The organism is Brachyspira pilosicoli (assembly GCF_019402445.1).
In the GTDB taxonomy this organism is placed as follows: domain Bacteria; phylum Spirochaetota; class Brachyspiria; order Brachyspirales; family Brachyspiraceae; genus Brachyspira; species Brachyspira pilosicoli_B.
Genome location: NZ_SRZM01000094.1, coordinates 1 through 16721, shown reverse-complemented (window position 1 = coordinate 16721; position 16721 = coordinate 1). Strand labels below are relative to the sequence as shown.

16 protein-coding genes are annotated in these 16721 nt (G+C 28.8%); 8 read left to right on the top strand and 8 right to left on the bottom strand.

Going from position 1 to position 16721, the window contains the following annotated elements:
- Nucleotides 1-246 (top strand): thioredoxin family protein (locus E6A48_RS03855; protein WP_219708704.1); only part of this gene is annotated, 246 nt, incomplete at its 5' end.
- 81 nt (nt 247-327) lie between these two features.
- Here the strand turns inward: E6A48_RS03855 and E6A48_RS03850 are convergent.
- The 4 genes from E6A48_RS03850 to E6A48_RS03835 form a co-directional block, all read right to left on the bottom strand.
- Entirely contained in the window at nt 328-825 is a 498-nt protein-coding gene (locus tag E6A48_RS03850; protein WP_013243475.1) for a YajQ family cyclic di-GMP-binding protein, read from the bottom strand.
- Between the two features lie 21 nt (nt 826-846).
- A complete protein-coding gene (locus E6A48_RS03845) occupies nt 847-2319 on the bottom strand; it encodes a glycogen synthase (RefSeq protein ID WP_219708703.1) in 1473 nt (490 codons plus the stop codon).
- Nucleotides 2320-2416: 97 nt separating this feature from the next.
- Nucleotides 2417-2779 (bottom strand): hypothetical protein, encoded by a 363-nt coding sequence (locus E6A48_RS03840; RefSeq protein ID WP_219708701.1) that lies wholly within the window; start codon nt 2777-2779, stop codon nt 2417-2419.
- A 25-nt stretch (nt 2780-2804) separates the two neighbouring features.
- On the bottom strand, nt 2805-3137 hold the full coding sequence (locus tag E6A48_RS03835; RefSeq protein WP_219708699.1) for a hypothetical protein: 333 nt from the start codon (nt 3135-3137) through the stop codon (nt 2805-2807).
- Nucleotides 3138-3282: 145 nt separating this feature from the next.
- On the opposite strand from E6A48_RS03835, the gene pepF reads away from it, so the two are divergent.
- From pepF to rplT, 6 genes are all read left to right on the top strand, one after another.
- The gene (pepF, locus tag E6A48_RS03830; RefSeq protein ID WP_219708698.1) at nt 3283-5103 is read left to right on the top strand and encodes an oligoendopeptidase F; all 1821 of its coding nucleotides are present in this window, start codon (nt 3283-3285) and stop codon (nt 5101-5103) included.
- Nucleotides 5104-5218: 115 nt separating this feature from the next.
- Nucleotides 5219-5422: a TM2 domain-containing protein gene (locus E6A48_RS03825; protein WP_219708697.1), complete on the top strand. Its 204-nt coding sequence runs from the start codon at nt 5219-5221 to the stop codon at nt 5420-5422.
- Between the two features lie 226 nt (nt 5423-5648).
- Nucleotides 5649-7580, top strand: coding sequence for a threonine--tRNA ligase (gene thrS / locus E6A48_RS03820; protein WP_219708696.1), 1932 nt, complete (start codon nt 5649-5651; stop codon nt 7578-7580).
- 12 nt (nt 7581-7592) lie between these two features.
- Nucleotides 7593-8183 carry a translation initiation factor IF-3 gene (gene infC / locus E6A48_RS03815; protein ID WP_219708694.1) on the top strand — a complete coding sequence of 197 codons (591 nt, stop codon included), beginning with the start codon at nt 7593-7595 and terminating at the stop codon, nt 8181-8183.
- 99 nt (nt 8184-8282) lie between these two features.
- The gene (rpmI, locus tag E6A48_RS03810) at nt 8283-8486 is read left to right on the top strand and encodes a 50S ribosomal protein L35 (RefSeq protein WP_008725923.1); all 204 of its coding nucleotides are present in this window, start codon (nt 8283-8285) and stop codon (nt 8484-8486) included.
- An 18-nt stretch (nt 8487-8504) separates the two neighbouring features.
- Nucleotides 8505-8858, top strand: coding sequence for a 50S ribosomal protein L20 (gene rplT, locus E6A48_RS03805; protein ID WP_013243468.1), 354 nt, complete (start codon nt 8505-8507; stop codon nt 8856-8858).
- Between the two features lie 162 nt (nt 8859-9020).
- Here the strand turns inward: rplT and E6A48_RS03800 are convergent, their stop codons facing one another.
- The 4 genes from E6A48_RS03800 to ilvD all read right to left on the bottom strand — a co-directional run bounded on the left by E6A48_RS03800 (nt 9021) and on the right by ilvD (nt 15920).
- A complete protein-coding gene (locus E6A48_RS03800; RefSeq protein ID WP_219708693.1) occupies nt 9021-11336 on the bottom strand; it encodes a ribonucleoside-diphosphate reductase subunit alpha in 2316 nt (771 codons plus the stop codon).
- Between the two features lie 17 nt (nt 11337-11353).
- Nucleotides 11354-12433, bottom strand: a complete 1080-nt coding sequence (locus tag E6A48_RS03795; protein WP_219708691.1) for a ribonucleotide-diphosphate reductase subunit beta — start codon at nt 12431-12433, stop codon at nt 11354-11356.
- Nucleotides 12434-12820: 387 nt separating this feature from the next.
- Nucleotides 12821-13759: a bile acid:sodium symporter family protein gene (locus tag E6A48_RS03790; RefSeq protein WP_219708690.1), complete on the bottom strand. Its 939-nt coding sequence runs from the start codon at nt 13757-13759 to the stop codon at nt 12821-12823.
- A 478-nt stretch (nt 13760-14237) separates the two neighbouring features.
- A complete protein-coding gene (ilvD, locus tag E6A48_RS03785) occupies nt 14238-15920 on the bottom strand; it encodes a dihydroxy-acid dehydratase (protein WP_219708689.1) in 1683 nt (560 codons plus the stop codon).
- 137 nt (nt 15921-16057) lie between these two features.
- Here ilvD and E6A48_RS03780 point away from each other — a divergent pair, with 137 nt between their 5' ends.
- Nucleotides 16058-16597 carry a flavodoxin domain-containing protein gene (locus E6A48_RS03780; protein ID WP_219708688.1) on the top strand — a complete coding sequence of 180 codons (540 nt, stop codon included), beginning with the start codon at nt 16058-16060 and terminating at the stop codon, nt 16595-16597.
- Nucleotides 16598-16721: the final 124 nt, after the last annotated feature.

Sequence of the window (16721 nt, the reverse complement as noted above, 5' to 3'; positions counted from 1 at the left end):
TTTGGCGATACTTGTGAACCTTGTAAAGCATTAATGCCTCATGTTCATGAATTAGCTAAACAATATGAAGGTAAAGTACCTTTCTATTCTTTTAATACTTCTAAAGCAAGAAGATTAGCTATTCGTGAGAAGATTTTAGGACTTCCTACTATTGCCATTTATAAAGACGGTGCTAAAGTAAAAGAAGTAACTAAAGAAGAAGCTACTATCGAAAACATTAAAGCTATGGTTGATAGCATGCTATAATATTTTAGTTTGCTTAAATAAAAAAGGCTCTATTATTTTTTAATAATAAAGCCTTTTTTGTTTTAACGATAAAAAATATTATTATCTAAAGTTTACAAATTGCAAAGGTATAGGATAATCTTTTCCTTTTAGCATAGTAATTACAGCTTGTAAATCATCTTTTTTAGCACCTGACACTCTCACTTGTTCATCTTGTATGCTTGCCTGAACTTTTAGTTTCATATCTTTTATATCTTTTACTATTTCTTTGGCTAAATCTTTATCTATACCATTAACTATTTCATTTATCTCTCTTACAGCATCACCGCTTGCTTTTTCTTTTTTCTTTTCTCTTAAACTTTTTTGATTTAAGCCTCTTTTAATAAACTTCTGAAATAAAATATCTTTTACTTGATTAAGTACAAACTCTGCAGGTGCTGTTATGGTTACAGTTTTTTCACCTTTGTTTAATTCTATTGTGATATTTTGCCCTTTAAAATCGAATCTATTGCTTATTTCTTTTACAGCAACATTAACACAATCGTCCATAACCTGCATATCTACTACTGAAACTATATCAAAGCTTGGATCTTTTGGCATAAACCCCTCCTAAATGATTTTTTATTTATTTTTTAAAACTTTATTATAAAGTTTTTTATATTCTAAAGCAGTTTTTAAAAGCGAATAATCTTTTTTCATAGCATTATCTACAAGATTATCGAAATGATTTTTATTATTATAATATAAATCGAAAGCTAAGTCCATAGCCTCAACGAATGACTTTTGAGAATATTCATTAAATGAAAAACCAGTTGCTTTTTTTATTGTTTTAGCTCCGTTGTAATTTATAACTGTATCTTTAAGACCGCCTACAGAATGCACTATTGGAAGGCTTCCATATTTCATACTGTATATTTGATTAAGTCCGCAAGGTTCAAATCTGCTTGGCATCAAATACATATCACTTGCTGCTGTTAGCTTATGTGCTAATGCTTCATCAAATAAAAATAACACTCTTATGTTTTTTGCCCTTTTTACTCTCGCTACAAAATCATTTTCAAAGTCTTTAAAATAATTATTGCTGCTAAATAAAAATATAAAATTAGCATCATAAGTAGAAATCTCAAAGAAAGATGAATATATTAAATCAAGCCCCTTTTGAGGGTCGAATCTTGATATCATTGTAACTAATGGATAATTTTTTTCTTTTATTTTTAATTCTTTATATAAAGCATTTCTTATTAATTTCTTTTTTTCTTTTGTATTTATATCATAATTGTATTTTATGTATTTATCTGTTGTTGGATTCCATTGAGTGTCATGCATGCCGTTTAATACGCCGAATAATTTACCTTGTTCATTTTTGTTTAAAAGTAAATTGTTTAATCCGCATCCAAACTCTTCTGTTTGTATTTCTTTGGCATAATTTGGGCTTACTGTTGTTACTATGTCTGAAAGTATAATACCTGCCTTTATAAAGCTCACATATCCATAAAACTCTATTCTGCTTGGTATAAAATATTTCCATGAGATATTGAGAAGTGAGTATATGTCTGTATTAAAATTACCTTGATAGGCTAGGTTATGAATAGTAAATATTACTTTTGTATTTTTAAAAGCTTCTTCGGTGTTGTATATTTCTTTTATATAAATGGCTGCCAATGCACTTTGCCAATCATGTAAATGAACTATATCTATTTTTATATTTTCTTGTTTGTGTAAATAAATTAATAATTCTATTGCACTCTTAGTAAAAGCTATAAACCTTTTTGCATTATCTTCATAGTCTTTAGAGTTTTCTGAATATATGCCGTTTCTTTTAAATAAAAAATCATTCTTTACAAAATAAACATCAATATTATTGTATTTGTGTTTGATAATTTCTGTTTGTATTGTTTCTGAGCCAAGCTTTATATTGAATGAGGTGTATATGTTATTGTTTATTAATTTGTAGTTGTCTTTATAGAGTGGTATTATTAAAGAACTATTAACGTTTACTTGTTTTAAAGCATGCGGAAGATTTCCAGCAATATCTCCTAAGCCTCCAGTTTTTGAAAATGGATAGGCTTCACTTGCAATCATAAATACATTCATAAATAATAATCTCTTTTAAAAAATATATTTATAATATATTTATATACCTTTTAACTCTAAAAATCAACTGTTTAAAATTACATATATTGATTTTTTATTATTCTATTTTTAATACTCTTTTTACAACATCAATGTTTTCTATAATAAAACTTATAGAATTAAATATATAGTATGATGTAAATATTATAAAAAATATAAAAATAACTCTTTTTATAATAGTTTTTGATTTACTATCTTTGTCTTCAGTCCAAAATAATTCGATTATATCTTTCTTTTTTCTTCTTTTTATGTTTTTTGTTTTTTGCTTTGTATCTTCTTTTTTATTTTCTTCTTTCTTTTTTGGTATTAATCTAAATATTAAAGATACTACTATATATATTAGGCATAGAAGTATTATAAAATTAAATATTAGGTAAAATGTCATAATTTGTTCTATATTATTAAAATTTAAAGTTTCCATTGTAAATCTCCTTATGTTATAGTTTTTAAAAAGGACAGGCTATAGTTTGTTTATTTTTTATATCTGTATATTCTGCCTTCCAATAATGAGGGTCATTAATTTCTATATACTTTGTATTTTTAGTATCTTTTATTATTTTTTCAATAAAAGGTTTATTTAGAAAAATATATAAATGTTTTTCATCTCCAAAACCGCCAACAGATATTTCTCTTATTGTGTTTCCAGCTTTTAATTCATTATATAATATTTTTTCTAATTCATTATTTAATTTATGCAAATTATTATTTTTTATAATTTCATTTAATGTTTTAATTTGCTCTTCAGTTGTTTTTTTATTAAGAATAATATATTGTTCCAAGATAATATTCCAAAAATAAATATTTTATATTACTATTATATAATATATTGATTTTTTATTTTGTAAAAGGCTATATTATGTTATAATTTACCAATATCGGTTAAATATGTTTTATAAAAAAATATTATTAAGGAGTGAATATTATATGAGCAATGAAAATAAATCAAATACTTTAATAGAAAGAAAAGATGTAAAAATAGAAGATACTTGGGATTTAAGTTTATTATATAAAAATGATGAAGAGTTTGAAAAAGATTTTAAATCAATGGAAGATTTTTCAAAGGAAGTTAGTAAGTTTAAAGGAAAATTATCTAGCTCAGCAGCAGAATTAAAAAACATATTAGATACTATAATGAAGGCTTCTATTGTTTTAGAAAAGTTAGGCTCTTATGCATTCTTAAAACAAACAGAAGATTTAACTAATAATGATTCTAATATAAAAGTGGCAAGATTTGCAAAACTTTCTTCAGAGTTTTCAGCTAATTTAAGTTATTTTGAACCTGAACTTATGAGTATAGATGATGAAAAGATTAATAACTTTTTGAAAGATGAAGTATTAAAAGATTATTTAATTTATTTAAGAAACATATTAAAATATAAACCTCATACATTGTCAGAAAAAGAGGAGAGAATATTAGCATTACAAAGTGAATTGTCTTCAACTGCTTCTAATGTATTTGACACTTTAAATGACGCAGATTTAGACTTTGGAGAATTAGAACATAACGGCAAAAAAACTCCTTTAACTCATGCAACATTTTCAAGTTTTCAGGAAAGCCAAGATAGAGAAATAAGAAAAAATAGCTATAATCAATTTTATAAAGAGTATGATAAACACAAAAATACATTAGCAGAACTTTATGCAAGCCAAATTAAACAGGATATATTTGATGCTAGAATAAGAAATTATAACAGCGTACGCGAGATGGAATTATTTGCTGATGATATACCTGTGAGTGTTTATGATAGTTTAATTGAAAGTGTGCATAATGCTTTACCTGCACTTCATAGCTACTACGAATATTGTGCTAATAAATTAGGTATTAACGACTTTAGGCAATATGACAAATATGCCCCAGTGGTAAAAGATGTTAAGTTGCATCATACATTTAATGAAGCAATAGAAGTTTTAAATAAAGCTTTATCACCACTGGGTGAAGAATATGTATCAACTCTCACAAAAGGTCTTAATTCAAGATGGGTTGATAAATATGAGAATAAAGGAAAAACTAGCGGAGCATTTTCAGCTGGCTGCTATACATCAGAGCCTTATATATTGATGAACTTCAGAGATGAAAGCATTGAATCAGTATTTACTTTAGCACATGAGGCAGGACATAGCATGCATAGTTACTACAGCAGAAAAAATAACCCATTCCAGCATCATGATTACACCATATTTGAAGCTGAAGTTGCATCCACTTTCAATGAAAAACTTTTATTTAATTATCTTATGCAAAATGAAAGTAAAAAAGAAGTTAAGGCATTTTTACTCAATAAAGACATAAACGGATTTGTTGCTACAGTATTTAGACAGACAATGTTTGCAGAGTTTGAGCATATCATTCACAAAGAAGCAGAAGAAGGCAACCCTACAACATTAGAGCTTATAAGAAATGTTTATAAAGACTTACTTAAAAAATATTTTGGAGAAAAATCGGTTCTTGAAGAGGTAAGTGATTTAGAGGCTTTGAGAATACCTCATTTTTATCGCTCGTTCTATGTTTATAAATATGCTACTGGTATGTCTGCTGCTGTTGCTTTATCTAATGGAGTACTTGAAGGCAATGCTAAAAATGACTACACAAACAGAGATAACTATTTAAAATTCTTAAGGAGCGGAGGAAGCAGAACTCCTATAGAAAACCTAAAAGTGGCTGGTGTTGATATGACTAAACCTGATGTGGTAGAAAGTGCTTTAAAATTGTTTGCTAAAGAGGTTGAAGAATTAAAGGCGTTAAATTGATTATTCATTTTTAATTTTTTAAGGCTGGCATAGTTTTGTATGTGTCGGCCTTTTATTTGCATTTTTTGTAATATAGTATACTATCGTATGGTAAATAAACTTTAAGGAGAGTTATATGGAAATTTCAGACAAAAGCTGGGTTGTTACATTAATTTTAGCAATATTTTTGCCAGTACACAGATTTTATGTAGGAAAAATAGGAACAGGTATACTATATTGGCTTACTGCTGGAGGTTTAGGTATATGGTATATTGTAGATATCGTAATGATACTCTTAGACAAATTTACTGATAAAGAAGGCAGAAAATTAAAAAGATAATATTGTAAAAATAAGAAATTAAGAGGAGAGTTAATTGTTTTTTAACTCTCTTTTTTTATGCAGTGAGAATTTTTAAGTTTGTAAAAATTAGTTTTTATAATATTACTTTATTCTAATAAATTTAAATATGTTATTCTAATTGACTATAAAACAAAATATGTTATAATATTTCAAATTATTTGCATATTTTGTAAATAATAAAGTATCAATTCAAAGAGGTGTTATAATGTCAAAAATTAATTATTTAGGACAGTCTTATGATTTGTCTGGCGGAGAGTCTTTATTAGACTTCCTTAAACAAAACGCAAAAAAAGATTCCAAAGATGCAGTAGCAGCAAAGTTTAATGGAACACAAGTTGACCTTACATATACGCCTGAAACAGACGGCGATTTAGAATTGATACTTACCACCACCGATGAAGGGCTTGAAATATTAAGACACTCTACAAGCCACCTAATGGCTCAGGCAGTTAGAAGACTTTATCCTAATACTCAAGTTACTATAGGTCCAGCTATTAAAGACGGTTTTTATTATGACTTTGATGCTGAGAAACCTTTTACTGAAGAAGATTTGCCAAAAATTGAAGATGAAATGAAAAAAATTGTAAAAGAAAATATTCCTGTAGTAAGAAAAGTAATGAAAAAAGATGAAGCTATAGAATATTTTAAAAAAGCAAATGAACCATATAAAGTTGAAATTATAGAAGGCATAGACGCAGATACTGTATCATTCTATGAACAAGGTGATTTTATAGACCTTTGTAGAGGACCTCATGTACCTTCAACAGGCTATATAAAATCTTATAAACTTATGTCTGTTGCAGGAAGCTATTGGAGAGGCGATTCAAACAATAAAATGCTTTCTCGTATATATGGTACTGCTTTTGAAAGTAAAGAGGCATTAGATAAATATCTCAAAAAACTTAAAGAGGCAAAAGAGAGAGACCATAGAAAATTAGGTAAAGAATTAAACTTATTTAGCTTCCATGATGAAGGTCCAGGTTTTCCTTTCTGGCACCCTAATGGTATGATTATTTATAAGGCAGTTGAATCATATATAAGAAATGAGAATGATAAACGCGGATATGTTGAGATTAAAACTCCTGCTATACTTAATGAAGAATTATGGCATAGAAGCGGACACTGGGATAACTATAAAGAAAATATGTATTTTACAGAAATTGATGATACTAAATATGCTGTAAAACCTATGAACTGCCCAGGCGGTTTGATTGTTTATAATTCTAATATACATAGTTATAGAGATTTGCCTTTAAGAGTTGCTGAGTTAGGTTTTGTGCATAGACATGAGCTTTCTGGAGCTTTGCATGGACTATTTAGAGTAAGAGCTTTCACTCAAGATGATGCTCATATATTCTGTACAGAAGAGCAATTAGGCGATGAGATTATTAATACTATAGAATATTATTTATCTGTATATAAAGACTTTGGTTTTAAGGACTTTGAAATATTTGTTTCTACAAGACCAGCAAAATCAATAGGAAGCGATGAGATTTGGGAACTTGCTACTAAATCTTTAATGAATGCTTTGGATAAACTTGGCATAAGCTACAAAGTTAATGAAGGCGACGGAGCTTTCTATGGTCCTAAAATAGACTTTAATATTAAAGATGTTCTTGACAGAAATTGGCAATGCGGTACTTTACAAGTTGACTTCTCACTTCCTATGAGATTTGAGATTAGTTATGAGGGTAAAGACGGTAAAAAACATACTCCTGTAATGCTTCACAGGGCTATACTTGGTTCAATGGAGCGTTTTATAGGTATATTGGTAGAGCATTATAATGGTAAGTTCCCTCTATGGTTATCTCCAATACAGGTGGCTGTTGTTAATGTTCTTAATGAAGAGGCACAAATAAATAGAGTTCATGAAGTAGCTAAAAAGCTAAAAGAATCAGGCTTCAGAGTAGAAATTGATGAAAGTAATGATAATTTAGGTACTAAGATAAAAAAATATCGCTTGCAAAGAACTCCATATACAGTTATAATAGGAGCCGAGGAAGTTTCTAATGGTAAATTATCTATTAGAACACGTTCTTCACAAGAAATTAAAGATATGGATTTAACTGAGTTTATGGAAAAACTACAGAAAGAATCTAAGGAGAGAATGAATGATTCTATATTTACTACTAAATGAGGTAGCTAAATAATGGCAACAGTAAAAAAAGAAGGAGAGAGAATTAATCAGTTTATTACTGCACCAGAAGTTAGGGTAGTACATGATGAGAGAGGAAGCCTTGGTATTATGAGCATAAAAGATGCTTTAGCTTTAGCCAAGGAAGAGGGTTCAGATTTGGTAGAGATAGTTCCTACAGCAGAGCCTCCTGTTTGTAAGATTATCAATTATGGTAAGTATAAATTTGATATTCAGAAAAAGAGTAAAGAAGCTAAGAAAAAACAAAAGTCAGTTCAGCTTAAAGAAATCAAGATGCGTCCTCAAATAAGCATACATGATTATAACTTTAAGATGAAACATATTCGTGAGTTCTTAGATGAAGGCAATAAGGTAAAAATCACTATTATGTTTAGAGGCCGTGAGATGGCTCATACAGAGTTTGGTTATGACCTTATTAATAAAATTATACAAGATTTGGAAAATGAAGCTTCTACAGAAAAGCCTGCTAAATTAGAAGGCAAAAATCTTTCTGCAGTGCTTAATCCAATGAAAATGAAAAAGACTTCTTCTTCTGATGCTGAAGAATCTTCTAAAAAAGAAGCTTCAGATAATACTGAAGAATAAGTAAATATAATTAATTTTTTAAGCCCACTAACTACTTCGTACTTATCATACAAGTAGATTGAGCATATAGTAAATATAATTTTTAAAGGATATTAGTTTATGAAACAAAAGTTAAAAACAAAAAGCGGTGCTAAAAAACGTTTTAGATTCTCTAAGACTGGTAAAGTAAAGTTCGCTCATGCATTTGGTAGCCACAAATTCTTAAGCAAAAGACCTGACACTAAAAGAAAGTATCGTAAAGCAAGAATTGCTGATGATACTAATATGTTAGAGATGCCAAGATTAATGCCTTACGGTAGATAATATTAAAAGGAGACTAAAATGAGAGCAGTTAGCGGAATAGTAAGAAAGAAAAAAGTTAAAAAAATATTAAAAATGGCTAAGGGCTATTATGGTTCTCATAGCAAGCAAACAAAGCAGGCTAAAGAGGCTGTAATAAGAGGCTTAAAATATGCTTACCGTGATAGAAGACAGAAAAAGAGAATGATGAGAAGATTATGGACTCTTCGTATCAATGCTGCATGCAGACCTTTAGGTATATCTTACAGTAAGTTTATTAATGGTCTTAAAAAAGCTAATGTTTTAATAGATAGAAAAGCTTTATCTAATTTAGCTATTGATGATTATAAAGCGTTTGAGGCTGTTGTTGAAGTAGCTAAAAAAGCACTTGCTTAAAATAAATAAAGAATTAAAAAATATTTACAATATGTACCCGCTGTAATCTTGAAAAAGGTTATAGCGGTTTTTTTATGTATTTATAAATATTAAATAAAAAAATAAAGCCCCGTAAATTATTACAGGGCTTTTATTAATTATTATATTATTATCTTAATTTTATCAAGTACAAGACTCACAAACTTCTTCAAGCTCAAAATTAGATTTAGGCGTTTTCATATAATAAAGCGTTTTAAGCCCTAAATCCATAGCATATTGAATATCGTCCCAAAGCTCTTTTGCAGAATCTGGTTTTACATAATAGAGATTTAAAGATTGTGATTGGTCTATATATCTTTGTCTTATAGCGGCCAATTCTATTATAGTTTTTGCTGGTATATCCCAACATCTTTCATAATATTCTCTATTTTTTTTCAAATTAGGTGCTAAGCTAGGGAGGGTTTGTATACCTTCTTCTACGAAAAATAAATCTACTATAGGCTCTATACTTTCTGTGGCAGATACACTTTTTCCAGAAGTAGCAGTTGGTGCTATTGCTCCGTGGAATGAAAACCTAACTCCATAATTTTTTATATTCTCTGCTAGCTTATTCCACTTATCCATATCTATATCAAATTTCAAATTAGAACTTTTGTTTAAAAGTGATATATGAACAGGAGTTTTTCCTTCTCTCCATTTAGATTCATTAAATGTTTTGTAAGGTCCTCGCTCTTTTGCCAATATATTAGAAGCTTCATATATGTGATAATATAAATCTTCAAATATTTTGTTTGTAAACTCTAATGCCTCTTTATCAGTATATTTCAATTTGTTTGATGCTAATAAATTGGCATAATTAATAACCCCTATACCAATGGGTCTATTTTTCTTGTTTGCAATCTCTCCTTCTTTTACAGGATAAAACTGACTGTCTATAATATTATCGCAGCCTCTTAAAAGAGTGTAGCAAAATGACTTTTTCTTCTCTTCGCTAAAATTAACCCAAGACATTAAGTTTACAGAAACCAAATTACATATACCAATCTCACCGCTTTTCTTTCTCTGTACTATCTCATAACTTCCATCTTCATTAACAACATATTTCTCTTCTATCAATTTAGAAGGAAAAGAAGGAATAACTATTTCTTGACAAAGATTAGAAGCCCCTACAAATTTATTAACCATATTCTGTTCGTTAATATTATCTACAAATGTAAGGTATAAGTTTCCAGTTTCTTGTCTTACTTTTAATATTTGAAATAATAAATCCTTTGCCTTAATTCTCTTTTTTCTAATAGAAGATTTACTCTCATAATATATATAAGCTACATTAAAGTTTTCTCCAAACTCTTCATTTAGAAGTGGAGTCTCTTTAGGGTCAAATAATGTAATATATTCATCTTTATTAACACGTTCTCTTAATATGTTGCTTATTCTAATAGAGTAAACTAATTTTCTAGCCCTAGTATCTTCTGTACCGCCTGCATCTTTAAGCATAATAAGGTCTAATACATCTAAATGCCACCAAGGGAAAGTGATAACACAAGCTCCTTTTCTCACGCCTCCCTGATTGAATGATGATATTGTCTGCTCTGTTCTTTTAATAAAAGGCACAGGTCCGTCAGAACGTCCTCTATTGCTTTGTATAGTAGAACCAGAAGCTCTTATATATGAAGCATCATAAGCTATACCGCCAGAAAACTTTGAGTATAATGCCATATTTCCATCAGTTTGATTTAAGCTCCAAGTATCATCATCTGGAGTATTTAATATACAGCTTGCAAGCTGAGGTCTTATAGACATACTATTTGCTATTCTTGGTGTTGCAAATGTTACCTCATGTTTAGAAAGCATATCATAAGTTCTTTTTATATATTTTAATCTATCAGCTTTACTTTTTTCAACTATATCTTTATTGCTGCCCTTATAAAAATCATCATAAAAAGAAAACATCGCAGCAACCATATAGGTAATTTGTGGAAGTTCTAGCTTTTTGCTTCCTATGTTTTTACAATACTTCCTATAAAATATAGCAAGTCCTTTATATGTAAATAGTAAATCCCTATCTGGAACTATCATAGAGTTAATTTTATCAAGCTCTTTATCTGAAAATAATGATACTATATTTTTATCGTATACTTTATGTTTAACTCCTTTTTTAAGAAAAGTTTTTATATGAGGATAGCTTCCTGTCTTTTTTAATTTGCAGGTTTCTTTATATATCTTCATAAGATACAATTTTTCTGCTATAGTATCATAAGAAGGGTAGAGCGGGCTTATTTTATTTACTGCTGTGTTTATTAGCTCATCATATAGAACTTCTATTTTCATTCTATCGTTTATTTTTATGTTTAGACCTTCTAGCAATGCATTAGTAAAGCCTTCTTTTCCGTCTGTAGCCCAGTTAATAACTTTTTTTAATTTTTCTTCGTTAAATGGTTCTTCTCTGCCGTCTCTTTTGATAATAATATGCTTTTTATCTTTGGTAAGTTCTATCATAATAAATTAACCCTGTATTATAAATCGTTTTTTAATGCACCTTTTTGATAAGAGGTGTTTGTTGTCTCTTGAAGTGCAGCGTTTTGTTTATTAATATCTCTGTAGGCATTAAACCAATCTATAATATCAGATTTAGGCTCTTTTAAATATTCTGTATCTACTCCCAAATCTTTTAATCTTACACCAGCCCAATACTTAATGAAATGTTCACTTACAGAAGAATTTATACCAGCAACTTCTTTACCGTCAAATAAATATTTAGCCCATTTTATCTCTTCATTGACAGTAAACTCAGTCATTTCTTTAGCCATATCATTATACCAACCGCTGTCAAATAACTCTTTAAAACCTTGATTGGCATCTTTTCTTAATATTCCTATAACATTTTTACCAGTTGGTACATGTGTATTAAGTTCGTCATGTGCTATTAGTTTAATAGTTTTTGTAAATCCTGTAATTGCATCATTGTAGCTATTATTGATTGTAAAAGTTACTAAAAATGAAAATGGAAATTTTACACTCTCAAGCAAATATATACCAGTTAAAAGCTTTAATACAGCCTTCTTTTTCTCTTCAAGACTAGCACCACTGTTTTCTATATTACATAAATCATCAACACAAGAGAAAAGCTCAACTTCTTTCTCCATTCTATGCTTTACAAACTCATCATTATAAACCAAATCCAAAGTTTCAGTAGCTAAATGCCCAAAAACTTCAGAAAGTCCGTAAGAATAACTTTCAGCATGTATAACTTCCTCTATAGCTATTCTAGAATAAAGAATAGACCATATAGAACTTGTAACTATTCTGTTTAATATTGATGAAAAACCGCTTGTAACACCGCTATCCATTAGAGTTTGATAGGCAATGTTAAGCTTAAAAGCCCTTTGAGCATCTTCTGGAAGAGAAGAAAATCTTGTTTTATCAGATTTATAGTCTACTTCCTTTGAAAACCATGTATTTCCTTCACTTGCCTCTTTTAATTTTCTTGCTATTTCATGGCTTACAGAATCTATTCTTATGTAGTGCCCAAAATCTCCAAAAAATATTCTTTCATTTTCAAGATTAGGTTTTTTTTCTATGTCTATTACTTTCATTAATTTACCCCTTACTTATATTTGTTGTTGTTTTATTATAATTTTACTTAAAAAATTGTCAAATTTATTTTTTTTCAAATTTATATTAAAATATGATAAAAAAATCGAAGTTTATGAAAAATAAAATGATTTTTTTGTTATATTTATAATAATAGTCTATATTTTATATGTATTAAAAATTACTTTATCAGTAAAAATATTATTAACTTGTTCATAAATCAAAAATACAGCATGCTTTTTTATTGAATAATATATATATGTAATACGTTTACTACATATTATTTTATATATAATAATTATAAAATATTTTAAATTGTATTAATTAAACTTTAAAACAATAATGAACTTAAATAACATATATTAAAATTCATTATTGTTTTTTATAATTTATTTTTTTATTTTTGAAGCCATTATATTAGCTACAATAGAACCTGATATGCAGTGCCATACACTTCCTATAGCACCAGGTACAGCAGCGAGTGACATATAAGCAAAATGTGTTGAAGCTAGTGATGAAGCTAATCCAGCATTTTGCATACCAACTTCTATAGATATAGTTTTACATTTAGCATTATTGAACTTACAAACCTTACCTAATAAATATCCAAGCATATAACCTAAAGTATTATGTATTATTATAACTATAACTACTAAATGACCAACTTGCATAAGTCTTTGAGAATTAGCAGATACAACAGCCGCTACTATTGCAACAACTGCTACTACTGATATTAAAGGAAGTACATCTTTGAAATGCTCAACAAATTTATGAAAGAATTTATTTATAACAAAACCTAATATTATAGGAGCTATTACAACTTGAAGTATTGATATAAACATACTAACAGCATTAACATCTATTTTCTCCCCAGCATAAAGCAAAGTAAGAAGAGGCGTTGCAAGCGGAGCAAGTATTGTTGATACAGAAGTCATACCCACAGACAAAGGCACATCTCCTTTAGCTAAATATGTTATAACATTAGATGATATTCCGCCAGGGCAAGTGCCTACAAGTATTACGCCTATTGCAAGTTCTGGAGGAAGTCTGAAAGCTAAAGAAAGTAAGAATGCAAGTAATGGCATTATAGTGAATTGTGCTATTGCCCCTATTGCTATATCTTTTGGTCTTGTGAATAACACTTTAAAATCTTCTATTTTTAATGTTATACCCATACAGAACATTGCTGTCATAAGAAGATAGTTAACGTAAGTTGTTTTTATAAAGCTTACAGATTTTGGGAAAAATAAGGCTAATGCTGCTACAACTAATACTATAACTGACATATATTTACCGAAGAAATTACTTATTTGTTTTAGTGTTTTCATTTTAATATCCTTTTTATTAGTTTTTATTTTATTGTTTTTATATTAGATTTGTTTCAAAACTTATTAATATTGATTAGTAAAAAAATTAAATTTTTATATAAATAATATTTGATATATATTAGTATTAAAAAATGCAGTCCTTTTGCTGGCACTTCCTTCGGTCGCAAAAGAAGTGGGGTGCGTGGCAAAGCCCCGTTATAAAATTTAAACACTATAATTATTACCAATATCTTTAAAAGTTATGAAACAAGTCCATTTTTTAAATTAATTTCTAATAATCATATTTCGCTCCTTTAAAAAATTTTATTTAAAATAAATTTAGTCTAAGCTTATATCAGCTATAAACTAAACAATTTTTATCCTGGCTTAAAAGATAGATATTCAAGCAGTCTGTAATTTTTTATAATGACTTTTAGGTTTAATAGTGCTTATTAGATGTTATAGGATTAAATATCCCATAACATCATTTTATTAAAAATTATTTTAATACAGCACCAGTATTAGCAGACTGAACAAGTTTTCTATATCTTCCAAGCCAGCCTCTAATTTCTTTTAAAGGTTTAATAGGAATCTCTTTTCTTCTTTTTTCCATTTCTTCATCAGAGATTTCTAAATTGATTTTATGATTAGGAATGTCTATACTAATGATGTCATTTTCTTTTATGAATGCTATTTCTCCACCGCTAGCAGCTTCTGGTGAAACGTGCCCTATAGAAGCACCTCTTGAAGCACCAGAGAATCTTCCGTCAGTGATTAATGCAACATCTTTATCAAGCTTCATACCAGCGAGTGCAGAAGTAGGGTTTAACATCTCACGCATTCCAGGACCTCCCTTAGGTCCTTCATATCTTATAACTACAACATCGCCTTTGTTTATTTTACCAGCATATATTGCAGCTATTGCTTCTTCTTCAGAGTCAAATACTCTAGCAGGTCCTTTATGTACAAGCATCTCATCAGCAACAGCAGAACGCTTAACAACACAGCCATCTTTTGCAATGTTGCCCCAAAGTATTGCAATTCCTCCTGTTTTACTATAAGGATTTTCTATATTTCTTAAAACGTTATTGTTTTTATTTACAGCATCTTTTATGTTTTCAGCTATTGTTTTACCTGTAGCAGTGAGAAGAGAAGTGTTTATAAATCCTCCCTTATCAAGCTCTTTCATAACAGCAGGTATTCCTCCAGCTTTATATAAATCTTCTATATAATTATGTCCAGCAGGTGCTAAATGACAAAGATTAGGAGTGCGATCGCTTACTTCATTTATGATTTTTAAGTCTAATTCTATTCCAGCCTCATTAGCTATAGCAAGTAGGTGAAGTACGCTATTTGTTGAACAGCCTAATGCCATGTCCACTGCAAGTGCATTTTTGAAAGATTCTTTAGTTATTATATCTAATGGTTTTATGTCTTTTTTCAATAATTCCATAACCTGCATACCAGCTTTTTTAGCAAGCAAAGTTCTAGCAGAATAAACAGCAGGTATTGTTCCGTTACCTGGTAAAGCTATCCCTAAAGCCTCAGAAAGACAATTCATACTATTAGCAGTATACATTCCCGCACAAGAACCGCAGCTAGGGCATGTATGCTGAGCATATTCTTCTAATTCAGCATCGTTTATAAGATTAGCTTTTTTTGCTCCAACAGCTTCAAATATATTTGATAAGCTTACTTTGTTATCCCCATGCTCTCCAGGAAGCATAGCTCCTCCGCTTATAACTATTCCAGGTATATTCATTCTCAAAAGTCCCATTATCATACCAGGAACTATTTTGTCGCAGTTAGGAACAAGCACAACTCCATCTAATCCATGTGCTATAACCATACTCTCAACAGAATCAGCTATTAACTCTCTTGAAGGAAGTGAATATTTCATTCCCAAGTGTCCCATAGCTATTCCATCACATACACCTATAGAAGGTATAAGTATAGGTGTACCTCCTCCTATTAAAACACCAGCCTTAACAGCTTGAGAAAGTTTATCAAGATGTATATGTCCAGGCACAATTTCACTATATGCAGAAATAATTCCAATCAGAGGTCTTTTTAATTCTTCATCAGTATAACCCATAGAGTAGAATAAAGACCTATTTGGTGCTCTTTCATCACCCTTTAATACTCTGTCGCTTCTTAAAGAACTGTTTTCTCTGAAACTCATAATTATTTCTCCATATTTTAATAAAATTATAATTGCATACATTCTATTAGTAGAATGATAAAAAATCAAGTGCTTTTTATATTAAAATTATTGAATATTATTATTGCAAAAAAAATTATTTATTATATTATAATCTCATGTCAAAAGATATTGCTGTGCTTTATAAAAGTAAATATGGTTCTTCTAAAACATATTCTAAATGGATTTCAGATAAATTGCATGCTGATATATTTGAAATAGGGCATGTATCTTTAAATACTTTAAATGATTATAATAAAATAATATTCGTAAGTGCATTATATGCAGGCAAATTATCTGCTATTAAAACAATTAGAAAACTTTATAATAGTTTACATAATAATAAAAAAATATACTCTGTTGTTATAGGTATAGGCGACCCTAATGATAAGGATATTTATAATGCTTCATTAGATAAGAATTTTAAACCTAATGAAAAAGAGAATATAAAGTTTTATTTTTTGAGAGGATGCATAGACTTTGATAAATTAAAAATTCACCATGCTTTAATGATGCATATGCTAAAAACTATAATATCAAGCAAAGCAGTTAAAACAGAAGATGAAGAAATGCTTTTAAAAAATTACGGCAAGAAAATAGACTTCCTTAATAAAAACTCTGTAGATAATATAATCTCTGATATAAAAAAAGAAGAGTAAATTATAATAATCTTTTTTGATTATGTCTTTGTTTTATAATTAATTCATTAACATATATAATCTAAAAAAATATCATAGTAAAAATACAATTCCATTTTGTAATTTATATTAAATTAATTTTATT